17 protein-coding genes and 1 rRNA gene are annotated in these 19047 nt (G+C 38.3%); 16 read left to right on the top strand and 2 right to left on the bottom strand.

Annotation, left to right across the window (positions count from 1 at the left end):
• Positions 1-82: 82 nt before the first annotated feature.
• From rrf to der, 6 genes are all read left to right on the top strand, one after another.
• A 5S ribosomal RNA gene (gene rrf / locus CZ225_RS21055) occupies positions 83-193 on the top strand.
• A 191-nt stretch (positions 194-384) separates the two neighbouring features.
• The gene (locus CZ225_RS21050; protein WP_077155372.1) at positions 385-963 is read left to right on the top strand and encodes a YceD family protein; all 579 of its coding nucleotides are present in this window, start codon (positions 385-387) and stop codon (positions 961-963) included.
• Between the two features lie 12 nt (positions 964-975).
• A complete protein-coding gene (gene rpmF / locus CZ225_RS21045) occupies positions 976-1161 on the top strand; it encodes a 50S ribosomal protein L32 (protein ID WP_077155371.1) in 186 nt (61 codons plus the stop codon).
• 87 nt (positions 1162-1248) lie between these two features.
• On the top strand, positions 1249-2256 hold the full coding sequence (locus CZ225_RS21040; protein WP_077155370.1) for a beta-ketoacyl-ACP synthase III: 1008 nt from the start codon (positions 1249-1251) through the stop codon (positions 2254-2256).
• Positions 2257-2340: 84 nt separating this feature from the next.
• Complete coding sequence (era, locus tag CZ225_RS21035) at positions 2341-3222, top strand: GTPase Era (protein ID WP_077155924.1); 882 nt, start codon at positions 2341-2343, stop codon at positions 3220-3222.
• 47 nt (positions 3223-3269) lie between these two features.
• Positions 3270-4583 carry a ribosome biogenesis GTPase Der gene (gene der, locus CZ225_RS21030; RefSeq protein ID WP_077155369.1) on the top strand — a complete coding sequence of 438 codons (1314 nt, stop codon included), beginning with the start codon at positions 3270-3272 and terminating at the stop codon, positions 4581-4583.
• Positions 4584-4682: 99 nt separating this feature from the next.
• Here the strand turns inward: der and lptB are convergent, their stop codons facing one another.
• The gene (lptB, locus tag CZ225_RS21025) at positions 4683-5447 is read right to left on the bottom strand and encodes an LPS export ABC transporter ATP-binding protein (RefSeq protein ID WP_025076178.1); all 765 of its coding nucleotides are present in this window, start codon (positions 5445-5447) and stop codon (positions 4683-4685) included.
• A gap of 75 nt (positions 5448-5522) precedes the next feature.
• Here lptB and CZ225_RS21020 point away from each other — a divergent pair, with 75 nt between their 5' ends.
• Complete coding sequence (locus CZ225_RS21020; protein ID WP_077155368.1) at positions 5523-6266, top strand: MlaE family ABC transporter permease; 744 nt, start codon at positions 5523-5525, stop codon at positions 6264-6266.
• Positions 6263-7033 (top strand): ABC transporter ATP-binding protein, encoded by a 771-nt coding sequence (locus CZ225_RS21015; RefSeq protein ID WP_077155367.1) that lies wholly within the window; start codon positions 6263-6265, stop codon positions 7031-7033. Before CZ225_RS21020 ends, CZ225_RS21015 begins: the two co-directional genes overlap by 4 nt.
• 77 nt (positions 7034-7110) lie before the next feature.
• On the opposite strand, the gene CZ225_RS21010 is transcribed toward CZ225_RS21015, so the two are convergent.
• On the bottom strand, positions 7111-7356 hold the full coding sequence (locus CZ225_RS21010) for an RNA recognition motif domain-containing protein (protein WP_025076175.1): 246 nt from the start codon (positions 7354-7356) through the stop codon (positions 7111-7113).
• Positions 7357-7754: 398 nt separating this feature from the next.
• On the opposite strand from CZ225_RS21010, the gene tig reads away from it, so the two are divergent.
• The 8 genes from tig to CZ225_RS20970 all read left to right on the top strand — a co-directional run bounded on the left by tig (position 7755) and on the right by CZ225_RS20970 (position 19046).
• Positions 7755-9110 carry a trigger factor gene (tig, locus tag CZ225_RS21005; protein WP_077155366.1) on the top strand — a complete coding sequence of 452 codons (1356 nt, stop codon included), beginning with the start codon at positions 7755-7757 and terminating at the stop codon, positions 9108-9110.
• A gap of 142 nt (positions 9111-9252) precedes the next feature.
• Positions 9253-9915 (top strand): ATP-dependent Clp endopeptidase proteolytic subunit ClpP, encoded by a 663-nt coding sequence (gene clpP / locus CZ225_RS21000; protein ID WP_077155365.1) that lies wholly within the window; start codon positions 9253-9255, stop codon positions 9913-9915.
• A 2-nt stretch (positions 9916-9917) separates the two neighbouring features.
• Positions 9918-11162: an ATP-dependent Clp protease ATP-binding subunit ClpX gene (clpX, locus tag CZ225_RS20995; protein ID WP_077155364.1), complete on the top strand. Its 1245-nt coding sequence runs from the start codon at positions 9918-9920 to the stop codon at positions 11160-11162.
• Positions 11163-11332: 170 nt separating this feature from the next.
• On the top strand, positions 11333-13513 hold the full coding sequence (gene recQ / locus CZ225_RS20990) for a DNA helicase RecQ (RefSeq protein ID WP_077155363.1): 2181 nt from the start codon (positions 11333-11335) through the stop codon (positions 13511-13513).
• 86 nt (positions 13514-13599) lie between these two features.
• The gene (gene guaB / locus CZ225_RS20985; protein ID WP_077155362.1) at positions 13600-15078 is read left to right on the top strand and encodes an IMP dehydrogenase; all 1479 of its coding nucleotides are present in this window, start codon (positions 13600-13602) and stop codon (positions 15076-15078) included.
• 131 nt (positions 15079-15209) lie between these two features.
• Complete coding sequence (locus CZ225_RS20980) at positions 15210-16754, top strand: peptidylprolyl isomerase (RefSeq protein WP_077155361.1); 1545 nt, start codon at positions 15210-15212, stop codon at positions 16752-16754.
• Between the two features lie 54 nt (positions 16755-16808).
• On the top strand, positions 16809-17654 hold the full coding sequence (locus CZ225_RS20975; protein WP_077155360.1) for a peptidylprolyl isomerase: 846 nt from the start codon (positions 16809-16811) through the stop codon (positions 17652-17654).
• 9 nt (positions 17655-17663) lie between these two features.
• The gene (locus CZ225_RS20970) at positions 17664-19046 is read left to right on the top strand and encodes a peptidylprolyl isomerase (protein ID WP_077155359.1); all 1383 of its coding nucleotides are present in this window, start codon (positions 17664-17666) and stop codon (positions 19044-19046) included.
• The last annotated feature ends 1 nt before the right edge of the window (position 19047 follow it).

Genomic DNA, 19047 nt, shown 5'->3' with positions numbered 1-19047 from the left:
TTGCCGGTTGGTATATACGTTTAGCGGAATAATGTTTGCTTGATTTTTACTTTTCATCATGTCATAACCTTATTGAATTCATTCAGGTGGTTATAGCACGAGGGTTCCACCTCTTCCCATTCCGAACAGAGAAGTTAAGCCTCGTCACGCCGATGGTACTGCGTAACAGTGGGAGAGTAGGTAACCGCCGTTTTGGAAGAAGCCCCTTGAGTTTAACCACTCAAGGGGCTTTCTGTTTTTAGATGCTTCGATGAAGGGAACATAATCCTAGTGATACCTATTAAAAAAGTGAAGATTTACTGATAATTTGTATGTTATGAGGATATTTATTTGTATCTTTGTCGCCCGAATTGTAATCTAACGATTTTAAAAAAGAGAGAAGCTTTGGGAAAGTTTGATAAATACAAAATTGATTTGAAAGGCATGCAAGCAGACTCTGCTAAGTATGAGTTTGTATTGGATAACCTTTATTTCGCTCACATTGATGGTCCTGAAGTTCAGAAAGGAAAAGTTAATGTTACATTAACTGTAAAGAGAACCTCTCGTGCTTTCGAATTGAGTTTCCAAACAGATGGAATTGTATGGGTACCATGCGACCGGTGTCTGGATGAAATGGAACTACCAATCAGTTCTTCTGATAAACTGATGGTGAAGTTTGGACGTGAATATGCAGAAGAAGGTGATAACCTGATTGTGATCCCGGAAGAAGAAGGAGAGATTAATGTTGCATGGTTCATGTATGAGTTTGTTGCACTCTCAATTCCGATGAAGCACGTACATGCTCCCGGTAAATGTAACAAGGCTATGACAAGCAAGTTGAGTAAGCACATAAAAACAAGTGCTGATGAAGATAGCGATGAAGTTTTCGACACTGGAGGGGATGAAATCGTGATAGAGGAAGAAGTGGAGGAACAAGTTGATCCTCGCTGGAATGAATTAAAAAAAATATTAGATAATAATTAAAGTTTTAAGAAAATGGCACATCCTAAGAGAAGACAATCAAAAACAAGAACTGCGAAGAGAAGAACTCATGATAAGGCAGTAGCTCCTACATTGGCTATATGCCCAAATTGCGGTGAATGGCATGTTTATCACACTGTATGTGGTGCTTGCGGATACTACAGAGGTAAGTTAGCTATCGTAAAAGAAGCAGCTGTATAATCAATACAGTTATACTCAAGACAGCCAGGGGGCAGAGCTCTCCGGCTGCTTTAGGTATTATAGTATTGCTAATTTAAAATAGGTTTGATGGAAAAAATAAATGCAGTAATCACAGGAGTCGGAGGATACGTACCTGATTATATCTTGACTAATGACGAGATATCAAAGATGGTGGATACCAACGATGAATGGATTATGACTCGTATTGGGGTAAAAGAAAGACATATTCTGAATGAGGAAGGATTAGGTAGTTCTTATATGGCGCGTAAAGCTGCTAAACAGTTGATGAAAAAGACTGGTGCTAATCCTGATGATATTGATTTAGTTGTTGTTGCTACTACTACTCCTGACTATCACTTCCCTTCTACTGCTTCTATTCTTTGTGATAAACTCGGGCTGAAAAATGCTTTTGCTTTCGATTTGCAGGCTGCGTGTAGCGGTTTTTTGTATCTGATGGAGACTGCTGCTAATTTTATTCGTTCGGGAAGATATAAGAAGATTATCATTGTCGGTGCCGATAAGATGTCGTCAATGGTTAATTATACAGATCGTGCAACTTGCCCTATCTTCGGTGACGGTGCTGCTGCTTTTATGGTAGAGCCGACAACAGAAGATTATGGTATTATGGATTCTATTTTGAGAACAGATGGTAAAGGTTTACCTTTCCTTCACATGAAAGCTGGAGGTTCGGTTTGTCCGCCGTCTTATTTCACAGTAGACAATAAAATGCATTATCTGCATCAAGAAGGAAGAACAGTATTTAAATATGCTGTATCCAGTATGTCAGATGTGTCGGCTGCCATTGCAGAAAAGAATGGTTTGACAAGGGATACTATCGACTGGATTGTTCCTCATCAGGCAAATGTCCGTATCATCGAAGCTGTGGCTCATCGTTTGGAAGTTCCAATGGAGAAGGTATTGGTGAATATCGAGCATTACGGTAATACAAGTGCAGGTACGCTTCCATTATGTATCTGGGATTTTGAGGATAAACTAAAGAAAGGTGATAACATCATATTTACAGCATTCGGTGCCGGATTTACATGGGGTGCGGTTTATGTAAAATGGGGTTATGATGGAAAAAAGGAATCGTAACATTAGTTACTGAATTATAACTTATAAAACGCATCCTATTTCGATTCGATGCGTTTTTTTGTCTTAACCAATATATATAAAGAAATGCATAAAGCAGGTTTTGTAAATATAGTAGGAAATCCAAATGTCGGAAAGTCGACATTGATGAATGCTTTGGTGGGTGAACGTATATCAATAGCCACATTCAAAGCTCAGACTACCCGTCATCGAATTATGGGTATCTATAATACGGATGAGATGCAGATTGTTTTTTCTGATACTCCGGGAGTATTGAAACCTAATTATAAATTGCAGGAGTCGATGCTGAATTTTTCTACTTCAGCATTGACTGATGCGGATATTTTGCTTTATGTCACTGATGTGGTGGAGACACCTGATAAGAATAATGAGTTTATGGATAAGGTGCGCCAAATGACAGTGCCTGTTCTATTGCTTATCAATAAAATAGATCTTACAGATCAGGAAAAGCTGGTTAAATTGGTAGAAGCTTGGAAGGAATTGCTGCCACAGGCTGAGATTATTCCGATTTCTGCCGCATCAAAGTTTAATATAGACTATGTGATGAAGCGGATCAAGGAATTGCTGCCAGACTCTCCACCTTATTTTGGAAAGGACCAGTGGACGGATAAACCTGCTCGTTTCTTTGTGAATGAAATTATTCGGGAAAAGATATTGTTATACTACGATAAAGAAATCCCTTATTCGGTGGAAGTGGTCGTGGAACAATTTAAAGAAGAAGCGAAGAAAATCCATATTCAGGCAGTGATCTATGTGGAGCGTGAGTCGCAGAAAGGTATTATTATCGGCAAGCAAGGAAAGGCACTGAAGAAGGTCGCTACCGAAGCGCGTCGGGAACTGGAACGTTTCTTTGGAAAAACAATTTTCCTTGAGACGTATGTGAAAGTTGATAAGGATTGGCGTAGTTCGGATAAAGAACTGCGTAATTTTGGTTATCAGTTAGATTAAAAGTATTCATGCGACTGTGATAGTCGTAAAAAACAAGGTATTGAACTATGGGAAATTTAGTTGCAATTGTAGGACGTCCGAATGTGGGCAAGTCTACCTTATTTAACCGTCTGACGAAAACCCGTCAGGCTATTGTGAATGAGGAAGCGGGTACAACTCGCGATAGACAATATGGTAAGTCGGAATGGCTAGGTCGGGAGTTCTCAGTGGTAGACACTGGAGGATGGGTAGTAAACTCCGATGATGTTTTTGAAGAAGAAATTCGTAAACAGGTGTTATTGGCTGTAGATGAAGCAGATGTCATTCTGTTTGTTGTAGATGTAACAAATGGAGTAACTGATTTAGATTTGCAAGTAGCATCTATCTTACGTCGTGCGAATAGTCCGGTGATTGTAGTCGCTAATAAAACAGATAATAACGAATTACACTATAATGCTCCTGAGTTTTATAAATTAGGATTGGGGGATCCGAATTGTATTTCCGCTATTACGGGAAGCGGCACGGGTGATTTGTTGGATTTGGTTATCAGTAAGTTTAAGAAAGATACTTCAGAAATATTAGATGATGATATTCCTCGTTTTGCCGTAGTTGGTCGTCCAAACGCAGGTAAGTCTTCTATTGTAAACGCGTTTATCGGTGAAGACCGTAATATTGTGACAGAAATAGCTGGAACTACTCGTGACTCTATTTATACCCGTTATAATAAGTTCGGTTTCGATTTCTATTTGGTAGATACTGCTGGTATTCGTAAAAAGAATAAGGTAAATGAAGATCTAGAGTATTATTCAGTTATCCGTTCGATACGTGCCATTGAAGGTGCAGATGTTTGTATTCTAATGTTGGATGCTACGAGAGGTATTGAAAGCCAAGATCTGAATATATTTTCATTAATCCAGAAAAACCAGAAGGGTTTGGTGGTTGTTATCAACAAATGGGATTTAGTGGAAGATAAGACAGTGAAAGTGATGAAGACGTTTGAAGAAGCGGTGCGCTCGCGTTTTGCTCCTTTTGTGGATTTTCCGATCATCTTTGCTTCGGCATTAACGAAACAACGTATTCTGAAGGTGCTTGAAGAAGCTCGTACTGTATTTGAGAATCGTACTACTAAGATACCTACCGCCCGTTTGAATGAAGAGATGCTTCCATTGATCGAGGCTTATCCTCCTCCCTCGAATAAAGGAAAGTATATTAAGATTAAATATGTCACGCAGTTGCCAAATACTCAAGTACCTTCATTTGTTTATTTTGCTAATTTGCCTCAATACGTAAAGGAACCATATAAACGTTTCCTTGAAAATAAGATGCGTGAAAAGTGGAACCTGACAGGTACACCGATTAATATTTATATTCGACAGAAATAATTATAAAAAACATATTTCAACTAAAATGCCCGAGAACTGATGTCCCGGGCATTTTTATTTTATTTCTTTGAAAATACAGAGTTAGTTTCTGATAAACCTTTAATCCTTATCTAGCTGGAAATCTTTACGACGCAGCACAAAACTATTACTTAAGTATTTCTCACGCACAATTTTGTTCTCTGCAAGTTCTTCTGGTGTACCTTGGAATAGAATTTTTCCTTCAAACAATAAATAGGCACGATCGGTAATACTTAATGTCTCTTGAACATTATGGTCCGTAATCAGAATACCGATATTTTTATCTTTTAGTTTCCATACAATTTGCTGAATATCTTCTACCGCGATTGGATCGACTCCTGCGAATGGTTCGTCCAGCATGATAAATTTGGGGTCAATAGCCAAACAACGAGCAATTTCCGTTCGGCGGCGTTCACCACCGGATAGTTGGTTACCTTTATTCTTACGTACTTTTTGTAGACGGAATTCTGCTATTAAACTTTCAAGTTTCTCCTTTTGATATTCTTTAGGTTTATTGGTCATTTCCAACACAGCAGCGATATTATCTTCTACGCTCATCTGACGGAATACAGAGGCCTCCTGTGCCAAGTAACCAATACCTGTTTGTGCACGTTTATAAACGGGAAACTTGGTTATTTCCAGGTCATCAAGAAAAATACGTCCTTCGTTAGGAGTAATCAATCCTACGGTCATATAGAATGAAGTTGTTTTACCGGCACCATTAGGTCCCAACAAACCTACAATTTCACCTTGCTTCACATTGATGGATACGTGGCTAACAACGGTTCGTTTACCGTACTTTTTCACCAGGTCTTCCGTACGAAGCACCATCTTGCTTTCTTCCATATTCAAGTTATTTTGTGGCAAATGTAGTAAAAATAAGCTGAAATAGTGTACATTTGCAGACAAATAGTGTGAGTTATGATAAAAGCATTGAGAACCGTCGGACGATATATCATGCTGATGGGGCGGACTTTTTCCCGTCCAGAACGTATGCGTATGTTTTTCCGACAATACCTTAACGAGTTGGAGCAACTAGGTGTGAACTCCATCGGTATCGTGCTGTTAATTTCATTTTTTATCGGCGCGGTTATTACCATTCAGATTAAATTGAATATTGAAAGTCCTTGGATGCCTCGCTGGACAGTGGGATATGTCACACGTGAGATCATGTTGTTGGAGTTCTCTTCCTCAATTATGTGCCTTATTCTGGCAGGAAAAGTCGGCTCGAACATTGCTTCGGAACTAGGAACGATGCGGGTAACACAACAGATTGATGCGCTTGAAATTATGGGTGTTAATTCTGCTAATTACCTGATCTTGCCTAAAATAACGGCAATGGTAACTGTCATTCCAATCTTAGTGACATTTAGTATTTTTGCCGGAATCATTGGGGCTTTTTGTACCTGTTGGTTTGCTGGTGTGATGAATGCTGTCGATCTGGAATATGGATTGCAGTATATGTTTGTCGAATGGTTTATCTGGGCAGGTATTATCAAATCCCTTTTCTTTGCCTTCATTATTGCTAGTGTTTCGGCTTTCTTCGGATATACGGTAGAAGGTGGCTCAATTGCAGTGGGAAAGGCTTCTACAGATGCCGTAGTGTGCAGTAGTGTTTTAATTCTGTTTGCAGATTTGGTATTAACTAAACTTTTAATGGGATGATTGATATAAAAGGACTTTATAAATCATTTGATGGCAAGACCGTATTGAACGATATCAATGCGACTTTTGAAAATGGCAAGACAAACTTGATTATTGGTCAGAGTGGATCAGGTAAAACAGTACTGATGAAATGTATCGTTGGTTTGCTGGTTCCTGAGAAAGGAGAAGTCTTGTATGACGGTCGTAATCTTGTATTGATGGGTAAAAAGGAGAAAAAGATGCTTCGCAAGGAGATGGGAATGATTTTCCAAAGTGCAGCACTTTTCGACTCTATGTCGGTACTGGATAATGTGATGTTTCCGTTGAATATGTTTAGTAACGATACGCTTCGTGAACGAACAAAGCGGGCAATGTTTTGTTTGGAGCGTGTGAATCTGACAGAAGCGAAAGATAAATATCCCGGCGAGATAAGTGGAGGTATGCAGAAACGTGTGGCTATTGCTCGTGCTATTGCTTTAAATCCTCAATATTTGTTCTGTGATGAACCGAACTCAGGATTGGACCCGAAAACATCCTTAGTAATTGATGATCTGATTCATGATATTACTCAAGAATATAATATGACAACCATTATTAATACTCATGATATGAACTCTGTTATGGGGATTGGTGAAAAGGTAATTTATATTTATGAGGGTCATAAGGAGTGGGAAGGAACCAAAGATGATATATTCACTTCGACAAATAAAAGGTTGAATAACTTTATTTTTGCTTCTGATCTGCTTCGTAAAGTCAAGGAGGTGGAAGTGCAAAGTTTGGAGGGCTAATATAAGGAATGATATAAAAAGAAAAACTTCTGTCACAAGTGGCAGAAGTTTTTTATTAACTATGTTAGCGTCGGGAATTAGGCTCTAGGTCTAGCTTCTTTAACTACCATGGTACGTCCCATGTATTCAGCACCGTTTAATTCTGCAATTGCTTTAGCTGCGGCAGCGTCATCTTCCATCTCGATGAAAGCGAATCCTTTAGATTTACCGGTTTCACGGTCCATAACTACTTTAACTGATGATACTGCTCCGTAATCTTCCATCACTTGTTGCAGATCTTGTTCCTTAACACGGTAGTTAAGGTTTCCAACATAAATGTTCATAATGAAAATGATAAAAAAATAAATAAATGAATAAAACTCTCTGGATAGATGGTTACTAATATAGGATTAAAATAACAGAGAGTTTACAAATGCGTTTTTGTAACAGCAGTAAAACCTTGTGATAGAAATCTAAAAACTAATGCTCCATCAATCCGGGACAAAGAAAAGAATAATTTTTGGATTGACCATCTTTTTTCCCTTTAATTTGCAGAAAATGAGAAAAAAAGAGTACGATGAGCTCAAATAAGGGCTACTTGTCATGGATTTGTTACATTGATATTCAGGATGAGATTAGAAATAAATCCGCAATGTCTTTTGAAATTTAAAAGATTAGCACTAATTTTGCACCCTCTTTGAGGATATAGAACAAAGTATAAATCAAATAAATAATTGTCAGAATGAACGTTTCATTACAAAACATTGACAAAGTAAGCGCACAGCTTACTGTAAAGCTTGAGAAAGCTGACTATCAAGGGAAGGTAGACAAGTCGTTGAAGTCACTTCGTCAGAAGGCGCAGATACCAGGATTCCGTCAGGGAATGGTTCCGTTGAGTCTAATTAAGAAAATGTACGGTAAATCAGTGATTGCAGAAGAAGTGAATAAGACTTTGCAAGAAGCTGTTTACAACTATATTAAAGAAAATAAGGTAAATATGTTGGGTGAACCATTGCCTAACGAAGAGAAGCAACAGGCTATTGACTTCGATACAATGGAAGAATTTGATTTTGTATTCGATATTGCATTGGCTCCTGAATTCAAAGCTGAAGTGGATACTAAAGATAAAGTAGATTACTATACAATTGAAGTGTCTGACGAAATGGTTGAAAACCAAGTGAAGATGTACACTCAACGTACTGGTAAATATGATAAGGTAGATGTTTACGAAGATAACGACATGCTAAAAGGTTTGTTGGCACAATTGGACGATGAAGGCAATACAAAAGAAAGCGGTATTCAGGTTGAAGGTGCTGTTTTTATGCCTTCATACATGAAGAACGACGAACAGAAAGCTATCTTTGCTAATGCTAAAGTAAATGATGTTTTGGTATTCAATCCGAACGTTGCTTATGATGGTCACGAAGTAGAACTTGCTTCTTTGTTGAAGATCGACAAGGCAATTGCCAAAGATGTGAAGTCTAATTTTAGCTTCCAAATCGAAGAAATAACTCGTTTTGTACCGGGTGATTTGAACCAGGAAGTATTCGACCAAGCTTTCGGTGAAGGTGTTGTGAAGACAGAAGAAGAATTCCGTGCTAAGATTAAAGAAGATATTGCTGCAAGATTTGTTGCTGACAGCGACTATAAATTCTTGATCGATATTCGTAAAGTGTTGATGGAAAAGGTTGGTAAGCTGGAATTCCCGGATGCATTGCTGAAACGTATCATGTTGCTAAACAATGAAGAAAAAGGTGAAGAATACGTTGCTGAGAACTACGATAAGAGCATCGAAGAACTGACTTGGCATCTGATCAAAGAACAGTTGGTAGAATCAAACAATATTAAGGTAGAACAAGAAGATGTTCTGAAGTTGGCAAAAGAAACTACTAAGGCTCAGTTCGCTCAATATGGTATGTTGTCTATTCCGGATGATGTGCTTGATAACTATGCACAGGAAATGTTGAAGAAGAAAGAAACAATTAATAATCTGGTAAGCCGCGTAGTGGAAGTAAAATTGGCTGAAGCATTAAAGGCTAAGGTAACATTAGAGAACAAGGTTGTTTCTATGGAAGAATTCAATAAGATGTTTGAATAATCGTTTGATAGAACAGAATATAAAGTCACAGAAACACAGAGTTTTTATAGAATTATAACTCTGTGTTTTTTTGTATCTCTGTGTTCTTTTTCGTTTCTTTGCACCTACATTTATTTAAAAAATAATAGAAAGGAACAATAACATGGATGATTTTAGAAAATACGCTACCAAACATTTAGGTATGAATGGTATGGTACTGGATGATGTGATTAAGTCGCAAGCCGGGTATTTGAATCCCTATATTTTGGAAGAAAGACAGTTAAACGTAACTCAGTTGGATGTTTTTTCACGATTGATGATGGATCGTATCATTTTCTTGGGTACACAGATCGACGATTATACTGCTAATACGCTTCAGGCTCAGTTGCTTTATCTGGATTCTGTTGATCAGGGCAAGGACATTTCTATCTATATCAATTCTCCGGGTGGAAGTGTATATGCAGGATTAGGTATCTATGATACCATGCAATTTATTTCAAGTGATGTGGCTACCATTTGTACTGGTATGGCTGCTTCAATGGCTGCTGTTTTATTGGTTTCCGGTGCGGAAGGCAAACGTTCTGCGTTGCCGCATTCGCGTGTGATGATTCACCAACCGATGGGAGGTGCTCAAGGACAGGCTTCGGATATTGAAATTACAGCTCGTGAAATTCAAAAATTGAAGAAAGAACTTTATACAATCATTGCCGAACATTCGCATACTGACTTCGACAAAGTGTGGGCTGATTCAGACCGCGACTATTGGATGACTGCTCAGGAAGCAAAAGAATACGGTATGATTGATGAAGTGTTGACTAAAAAATAAAAATGGCTGATTCAAAGACAAAGAAAAGATGTAGCTTCTGCGGGCGTTCGGAGAATGAGGTTGGATTCCTCATTACAGGAATGAACGGTTATATCTGCGATAGTTGTGCTATTCAAGCTTATGAGATTACTCAAGAAGCGTTAGGAGGAAGCAAAAAAGGAGCCGAAGCTACTAAACTTAATTTAAAGGAGTTGCCTAAACCGGTAGAAATTAAAGAATTCCTTGATCAGTATGTAATAGGACAGGATGATGCAAAACGCTTCCTGTCTGTATCAGTGTACAACCATTATAAACGTCTTCTGCAAAAAGATAATGGCGATGATGTGGAAATTGAAAAATCAAACATCATTATGGTGGGGAGTACCGGAACTGGAAAAACGTTACTGGCACGCACGATTGCCAAGCTACTCCATGTCCCGTTTACGATTGTGGATGCAACTGTTTTAACAGAAGCCGGTTATGTGGGAGAAGATATTGAAAGTATTCTGACTCGTTTGCTTCAAGTGGCAGATTATAATGTTCCCGAGGCAGAGCAAGGCATCGTGTTTATTGATGAAATAGATAAGATTGCTCGTAAAGGGGATAATCCTTCTATCACTCGTGATGTCAGCGGGGAAGGGGTACAGCAGGGTTTACTAAAATTGTTAGAAGGTTCAGTTGTGAACGTTCCTCCTCAGGGGGGACGTAAACATCCTGACCAGAAAATGATTCCAGTGAATACTAAGAATATTCTTTTTATTTGTGGAGGCGCTTTTGATGGTATCGAGAAGAAAATAGCACAGCGGCTGAATACTCATGTCGTAGGTTACACCGCTTCTCAGAAAACAGCAGTGATCGACAAGAATAATATGATGCAGTATATTGCTCCTCAAGATTTGAAGTCATTCGGTTTGATACCCGAGATTATCGGACGTCTTCCGGTACTGACTTATTTGAATCCTTTAGATCGTAATGCACTTCGTGCTATTCTTACCGAACCGAAAAATTCTATAGTCAAACAGTATATCAAACTATTCGAAATGGATGGCATTAAACTGACATTTGAAGAATCTGTATTTGAATATATTGTAGATAAAGCAGTGGAATATAAACTTGGTGCTCGCGGACTGCGTTCTATAGTGGAGACAATCATGATGGATGTCATGTTTGAAATACCGTCAGAAAGCAAGAAAAAGTATAAAGTGACACTGGATTATGCAAAATATCAACTGGATAAAGCGAATATGGCAAGACTGCAAACTGCTTAGTATCAAAAGGTAAAGGCAAGTAAAAACGTTTTTTTCTGTTTTTTCTTGAAAATATTAGTCGTATTTTGCTTGGTAATTAAGAAGTTGTTTATAACTTTGTTAAGGCTCTCATATAAAGAGTGCTTTTTTAAGTTAAACCATGAACTGAATAAAACAACCTAAAGTAAAAGATGGCAGGGAAGATTAATTTAACAGATGAACTGAAAAAGTATTTCGGATTTGATAAATTCAAAGGAAATCAGGAAGCGATTATTCATAATTTGCTCGATGGTGGAGATACCTTTGTGCTGATGCCTACCGGTGGTGGGAAATCTCTATGCTATCAGTTACCTTCACTTTTGATGGAAGGTACGGCGATTGTGATTTCTCCGTTGATTGCGCTGATGAAGAATCAAGTGGATGCGATGCGTAACTTCAGTGAAGAGGACGGTATTGCCCATTTTATAAACTCTTCATTAAATAAAGGTGCGATAGACCAGGTTCGTTCTGACATTCTTGCCGGAAAGACAAAATTGCTATATGTAGCACCCGAGTCTTTGACGAAGGAAGAAAACGTGGAATTTCTACGTTCGGTAAAGATCTCGTTTTATGCTGTAGACGAAGCTCACTGTATTTCTGAGTGGGGGCATGATTTTCGTCCGGAATACCGGAGGATACGTCCTATCATAAATGAGATTGGTAAAGCTCCATTGATAGCATTGACAGCAACTGCGACACCAAAGGTACAACACGATATTCAGAAGAATCTGGGTATGATAGATGCCCAGGTATTCAAATCATCGTTCAACCGTCCGAACCTTTATTATGAGGTACGTGCAAAGACTAGTAATATTGATAGAGATATTATCAAATTTATCAAGAACAATTCGGAGAAATCGGGTATTATTTATTGTCTGAGCCGGAAGAAGGTTGAGGAATTGGCTGAAATTCTTCAGGCAAATGGTATTAATGCTAGACCCTATCATGCCGGAATGGATTCAGTGACTAGAACGAAGAATCAGGACGACTTCCTGATGGAAAAGGTAGATGTAATTGTAGCGACTATTGCATTCGGAATGGGTATTGACAAACCGGATGTTAGATTTGTGATTCATTATGATATACCGAAAAGTCTGGAAGGATACTATCAAGAGACTGGTCGTGCCGGTAGAGATGGCGGTGAAGGTCAGTGTATAACTTTTTATACAAATAAAGACTTGCAGAAATTGGAAAAGTTCATGCAAGGAAAACCTGTAGCTGAGCAGGAAATAGGCAAACAGCTTTTGTTAGAGACTGCTGCTTATGCCGAATCTTCCGTATGTCGTCGTAAGACATTATTGCACTATTTTGGTGAAGAGTATACGGAAGAAAATTGTGGAAATTGTGACAACTGTTTAAATCCTAAAAAACAAGTGGAGGCTCAAGAATTATTGTGTACCGTGATTGAAGCGATTATCGCGGTGAAAGAAAATTTTAAGGCAGATTATATAATAGACATATTACAAGGTAAAGAAACGTCAGAAATACAAGCTCACTTACACGAAGATCTTGAAGTATTTGGATCGGGAATGGGTGAAGAAGATAAAACGTGGAATGCGGTGATTCGTCAGGCACTAATTGCTGGTTACTTAAGTAAAGATGTGGAGAATTATGGTCTCCTGAAGGTAACGGAAGAAGGACATAAATTCTTGAAAAAACCAAAATCGTTTAAGATTACTGAGGATAATGATTTTGAAGAGACAGAGGAAGAGGTTCCGGCACGTGGAGGTGGTTCTTGCGCAGTAGACCCTGCTCTTTACTCGATGTTGAAGGACTTGCGAAAGAAGCTTTCTAAGAAATTGGAAGTTCCTCCTTATGTTATTTTCCAGGATCCATCTTTAGAAGCGATGGCGACTATCTATCCTGTCACATTGGATGAGTTGCAAAATATTCCGGGTGTAGGTGCTGGAAAAGCAAAACGTTATGGTGAGGAATTCTGTAAATTGATCAAACGTCACTGTGAGGAAAATGAAATTGAACGTCCGGAAGATTTGCGCGTGCGAACTGTTGCTAATAAATCCAAAATGAAAGTTTCAATAATTCAGGCCATTGACCGAAAGGTGGCTTTAGATGATATTGCTCTTTCTAAAGGTATTGAGTTTGGTGATTTGCTGGATGAAGTTGAAGCAATCGTTTACTCCGGAACAAAATTGAATATCGATTATTTCTTAGAAGAGATTATGGATGAAGACCATTTACTTGATATCTATGATTATTTTAAGGAATCGACCACAGATAAGATAGATGATGCACTTGACGAACTAGGAGATGAATTTACTGAAGAAGAGGTTCGTTTGGTTCGTATCAAGTTTATCTCTGAAATGGCAAATTAAAAAAGCGAAAAAAATAAGCGTGCAGGTATGTGGTTATGAATAAAAAACGTATATTTGCACGCAATAAATTTTAAACGCATATCCCTATGTCATTTATTGCTGATAAGATTGTAATGGATGGATTGACTTACGATGATGTATTGTTGATCCCTGCTTATTCTGAAGTTTTACCGCGTACTGTCGATCTCTCGACAAAGTTTTCAAAAAACATTGAGTTAAAAATTCCTTTTGTGACTGCAGCTATGGATACGGTTACCGAAGCGAAAATGGCTATTGCTATTGCTCGTGAAGGTGGTATAGGTGTGATTCACAAAAACATGTCTATTGAAGAGCAGGCAAGACAAGTTGCTATTGTAAAACGTGCCGAAAATGGTATGATTTATGACCCTGTGACGATCAAGAGAGGTTCTACTGTTCTTGATGCATTGAACATAATGGCTGAATATAAAATCGGTGGTATTCCTGTGGTAGATGATGAAGGTTATCTGGTTGGTATTGTTACAAACAGAGACTTGCGCTTTGAGAAGGATATGGCGAAACATATTGATCACGTTATGACTCCGAAAGAAAGATTGGTAACAACTAATCAATCTACAGATCTTGAATCTGCTGCACAGATTTTGCAGGAACACAAGATTGAGAAGTTGCCGATTGTTGGTAAAGATGGAAAATTGATCGGTCTTGTTACTTATAAAGATATAACAAAAGCAAAAGATAAACCGATGGCATGTAAAGACTCCAAAGGTCGTTTGCGTGTAGCAGCAGGTGTTGGTGTAACAGCTGATACTTTGGATCGTATGGAAGCTTTGGTTGCTGCTGGAGCGGATGCTATCGTTATTGATACTGCTCATGGACATTCAATGTTTGTGATCGAGAAGTTGAAAGAAGCAAAAAAACGTTTTCCGAATATTGATATAGTAGTAGGTAATATTGCTACTGGTGCAGCTGCAAAAGCATTGGCAGAAGCTGGTGCCGATGCTGTGAAGGTGGGTATTGGTCCAGGTTCTATCTGTACTACCCGTGTTGTTGCTGGTGTTGGTGTCCCTCAGCTTTCTGCGGTATATGATGTGGCTAAAGCATTAAAAGGTACTGGTATTCCTTTGATAGCTGATGGTGGGTTACGCTATTCTGGTGATGTTGTAAAAGCATTGGCGGCCGGTGGATATTGCGTAATGATCGGCTCATTGGTTGCAGGAACAGAAGAGTCTCCAGGCGATACTATTATTTTCAATGGACGTAAATTCAAGTCATATCGTGGTATGGGATCTCTGGAAGCAATGGAAAATGGTTCAAAGGATCGTTATTTCCAGAGTGGAACAGCTGATGTGAAGAAGTTGGTTCCGGAAGGTATCGCTGCACGAGTTCCTTATAAAGGCACTCTTTATGAAGTAGTATATCAACTGACAGGTGGTTTACGTGCAGGTATGGGATATTGCGGTGCCGCTAGCATTGAGAAACTACATGATGCGAAGTTTACACGTATTACCAATGCAGGGGTAATGGAAAGTCATCCGCACGATGTTACGATTACTAGTGAATCGCCTAATTACAGTCGTCCGGAATAAAATATAAGAACTGTAGATGATAAACGGTGGACGGTGAACAGCTATGTTTTTCTACATAGTGCTTGCCATTCACCGTTTGTGTTTTTTATCATTCTCAATGTGTTTATAGTTTGAAAAGTGAAGAATATGATATGAAAAGGAGTTTGCTTTTAGGAGTGATTTGTTTTTGGGGAGTCTTGGCTTTTGCCCAGGAAGATCCAGTGTTGATGCGAATTAATGGAAAAGAAATACTTCGCTCTGAGTTTGAATATGCTTATCAGCGTAATTTGGCAGATTCGGAAACAAAACTTTCTCCTCTAGAATATACAAAACTTTTCATTTTACATAAGTTGAAGGTTGATGCTGCTAGAGCTGTGGGGATTGATACTACTTTGAGTTTCCGTGACCGGCAAAAAGGGTATCTGGAGAAATTACGGAAGCCTTATCTTGTAGATACATTAGTATTGGATAGCTGTTTTCGAATATTTTATCAGAAAATTCAATCAACCCATGGAAATGGACAGATCCAAGTGATGCAACTATTTAAATCTCTTCCCCAAACAATAACTGTCGGACGGCTTCAGGAGGAACAAAACCGTATGGACTCCTTGTATAGAGTGATAGAAAGCCGGCCTGATATGGATTTTAATTCTTTGGTGGAAAAATATTCGGATGATAAATGTTGTCAATGGATAGAGACTTTACAAACAACCTCTGAGTTGGAAAAAGTAGCATTCTCTTTGTCAAAAGGTGAGGTCTCACAACCTTTTTTTACTCCGGAAGGATTACATATTCTAAAAGTAATTGATAAAAAAGAAGTGCCGGTTTACGAATATGTTTCAGGGATACTTGCAAAGCGATTAAATAATATACAGGTTTTGAATAAAGTGACAGAAACTGTGGCTGAACGGTTAAAAAAAGAATTTCAATATGCTGTAAATCAGTCGGGTATAGAAGAACTGTTAGAGCGAGGAGTAACAACACAAACTTTGTTTACTATTGATGGACAGGAGTATACGGGCACAATGTTTAAACGGTTTGCTGTTTCTCATCCTTTGTCGGTAAAGTGCCAGTTAGATGGATTTATAACGAAGTCATTACTTGATTATGAAAGTGAGCAGTTGGAGAGTAAACATCCGGAAGTTCGGCGTGCTGTGCAAGAGTATGGTGAAGATTATTTGGTCGCGGAAGTGACACGTCAGCAAATTGATTTGCCATCAGTAAATGATCGAGCAGGTTTGGCTACATATTTTAAGTTTCATCAAGAGGATTATCGCTGGAAAAGTCCAAGATATAAAGGAATTATTCTACATTGTGCTGATAAAAAAATAGCCAAACAGGCTAAAAAGCTTTTAAAGAAAGTACCGGAAAAAGAGTGGGTTGATATATTGCGGAAAACTTTTAATACATCTGGTGACGAAAAGATAAAAGTTGAACGGGGAATTTTTGCCGATGGGGATAATAAATACATAGATAAATTGGTTTTTAAGAAAGGTAAAACTGAACCTATGGTGTATTATCCTTTTACTGTCGCTGTAGGTGAAAAAAGGAAGGGACCGGATGATTATAGGGAAGTTATAGAACGGGTGAGAAAGGATTATAGAAACCATCTTTATGCATACTGGGAGCAGGAATTGTTGGCTTCTGGTAAGGTTGAAATTAACCAAGAGGTTTTAAAAACCGTTAATAATAACTGATGTAGCCGATTATTCACTATCTTCGTACCTCAAATAAGTAGATTTTAATTGGCAATGCGAATAATCATCCTCTTACTGGTTACTCTTTATTGTTGTGGAGCGTGTAAAGAAATACATGACCATAAAGGCAAGACACCTTTAGTAGAGGTGGATGGTAACTTTTTATATAGAGAAGATTTGATGTCTGTACTTCCGGTTGGATTATCAAAAGATGACAGTACTCTTTTTGTTGAGCATTATATTCGTAGTTGGGTAGAAGATATTTTGCTATATGAAAAAGCTGAGAATAATATTCCAGATAATGTAGAAGTAGATAAGTTAGTAGAAAATTATCGGAAAGCTTTGATTATGCATACTTATCAACAAGAGCTAATCAATCAGAGGCTGACTAATGATATTCCGGAACAAGAGGTTTCTGCTTATTATCAAGAGAATAAGGACTTGTTCAAATTAGAGTATCCGTTGATCAAAGGTTTATTTATCAAAGTTCCGCTGACTGCTCCGCAATTAAACAATGTGCGTCGTTGGTATAAGTCGGTACAGCAGGATATGATAGACAATCTGGAGAAGTATAGTTTTCAGAATGCAGTAAAGTATAAGTATTTCTATGATGAATGGGTGCCTGTAACCGATATATTGGATATGATTCCGCTCGATATAGAATCACCGGAAGAATATGTGAACAAGCATCGTCAGGTAGAACTTAAAGATACAGCATTTTACTATTTTCTGAATGTGACTGATTATCGTGGAGTAGGGGATGAGAAACCGTTTGAGTTTGCTCGCTCGGAAGTAAAGGATTTATTGGTCAATCAGAGAAGTGTGAACTTTATGGAGCAAGTAAAGAGTGATCTGTATCAACGTGCAGTAGATAAAAAGAAGATTATATATAATTATTAAATACAAAGAATGAAGAAGTTTATAAACTTTAGATTTGTTGTTATCCTTGTCTTGGCAATGATTGCTAATGTGGAAACGTATGCACAAGACAATGTGATTGATGAAGTGGTTTGGGTAGTTGGTGATGAGGCTATTTTGAAATCAGATGTAGAAGAGGCCCGTTTAGAGGCTCTGTATAAACAACGCAGATTCGATGGTGATCCTTATTGTATAATTCCTGAAGAAATTGCTGTGCAGAAATTATTCTTACATCAGGCAAAGTTGGATAGTATTGATGTTGCTGAGTCAGAAATTATCCAACGGGTAGATATGCTGACAAATATGTATATTCAGGAAATTGGTTCCAGAGAGAAGATGGAAGAGTATTTCAATAAGACATCAACTCAGATCCGTGAAGCGTTGCGTGATAATGCACGAGATGGAATAACTGTACAAAAGATGCAGCAGAAGTTGGTTGGGGAAATCAAAGTAACTCCTTCGGAAGTACGTCGTTACTTCAAAGATCTCCCTCAGGATAGTATTCCTTATATTCCAACTCAGGTAGAGGTGCAAATTATTACTCTTCAGCCTAAAATTCCTATATCTGAAATAGAGGAGGTAAAGAAAACGTTACGTGAGTATACGGACCGTGTTACAAAAGGAGATATTGATTTTTCTACTTTAGCTCGCCTGTATTCTGAAGATAGAGCAACTGCATATAGGGGAGGTGAGATGGACTTTATGGGGCGTGGCATGTTGGATCCGGCTTATGCGAATGTGGCATTTAGTTTGCAGGACCCAAAGAAAGTCTCCAAGATTGTAGAGACAGAGTTTGGTTATCACATCATTCAGTTGATTGAAAAACGTGGTGACCGTATTAAAACTCGTCATATCTTATTGAAACCGAAAGTGTCAGACGAGGAGTTGGCAGCAGCTTGTGCACGCCTGGACTCAGTAGCTGATCAAATTCGTAGTAATAAATTCTCTTTTGATGACGCAGCAGCTGTTATCTCGCATGATAAAGATACGCGTAACAATCATGGAATTATGGTTAATATCAATGAGAATACTGGTGTGACTACTTCTAAATTCGAAATGCAGGATCTTCCTCAGGACGTGGCTAAAGTAGTGGATAAAATGAATGTCGGTGAAGTTTCCAGAGCATTTCCTATGATCAATGAGAAAGATGGCCGGGAAGTTTGTGCCATTGTAAAACTGAAAGCTAAGATCAATGGGCATAAAGCAACTATTGCAGAAGACTATCAGGATTTGAAAGACATTGTGATGGCAAAACGTCGGGATGAGCTATTACATAAGTGGATTCTGGAGAAACAAAAACATACTTATGTACGTATCAACGAAAACTGGCAGAAGTGTGACTTCAAATATCCGGGTTGGATTAAGAAGGATTGAT

It is taken from the genome of Bacteroides bouchesdurhonensis, assembly GCF_900155865.1.
Lineage (GTDB): Bacteria > Bacteroidota > Bacteroidia > Bacteroidales > Bacteroidaceae > Bacteroides > Bacteroides bouchesdurhonensis.
This window is presented reverse-complemented; position numbering and strand designations above follow the sequence as displayed.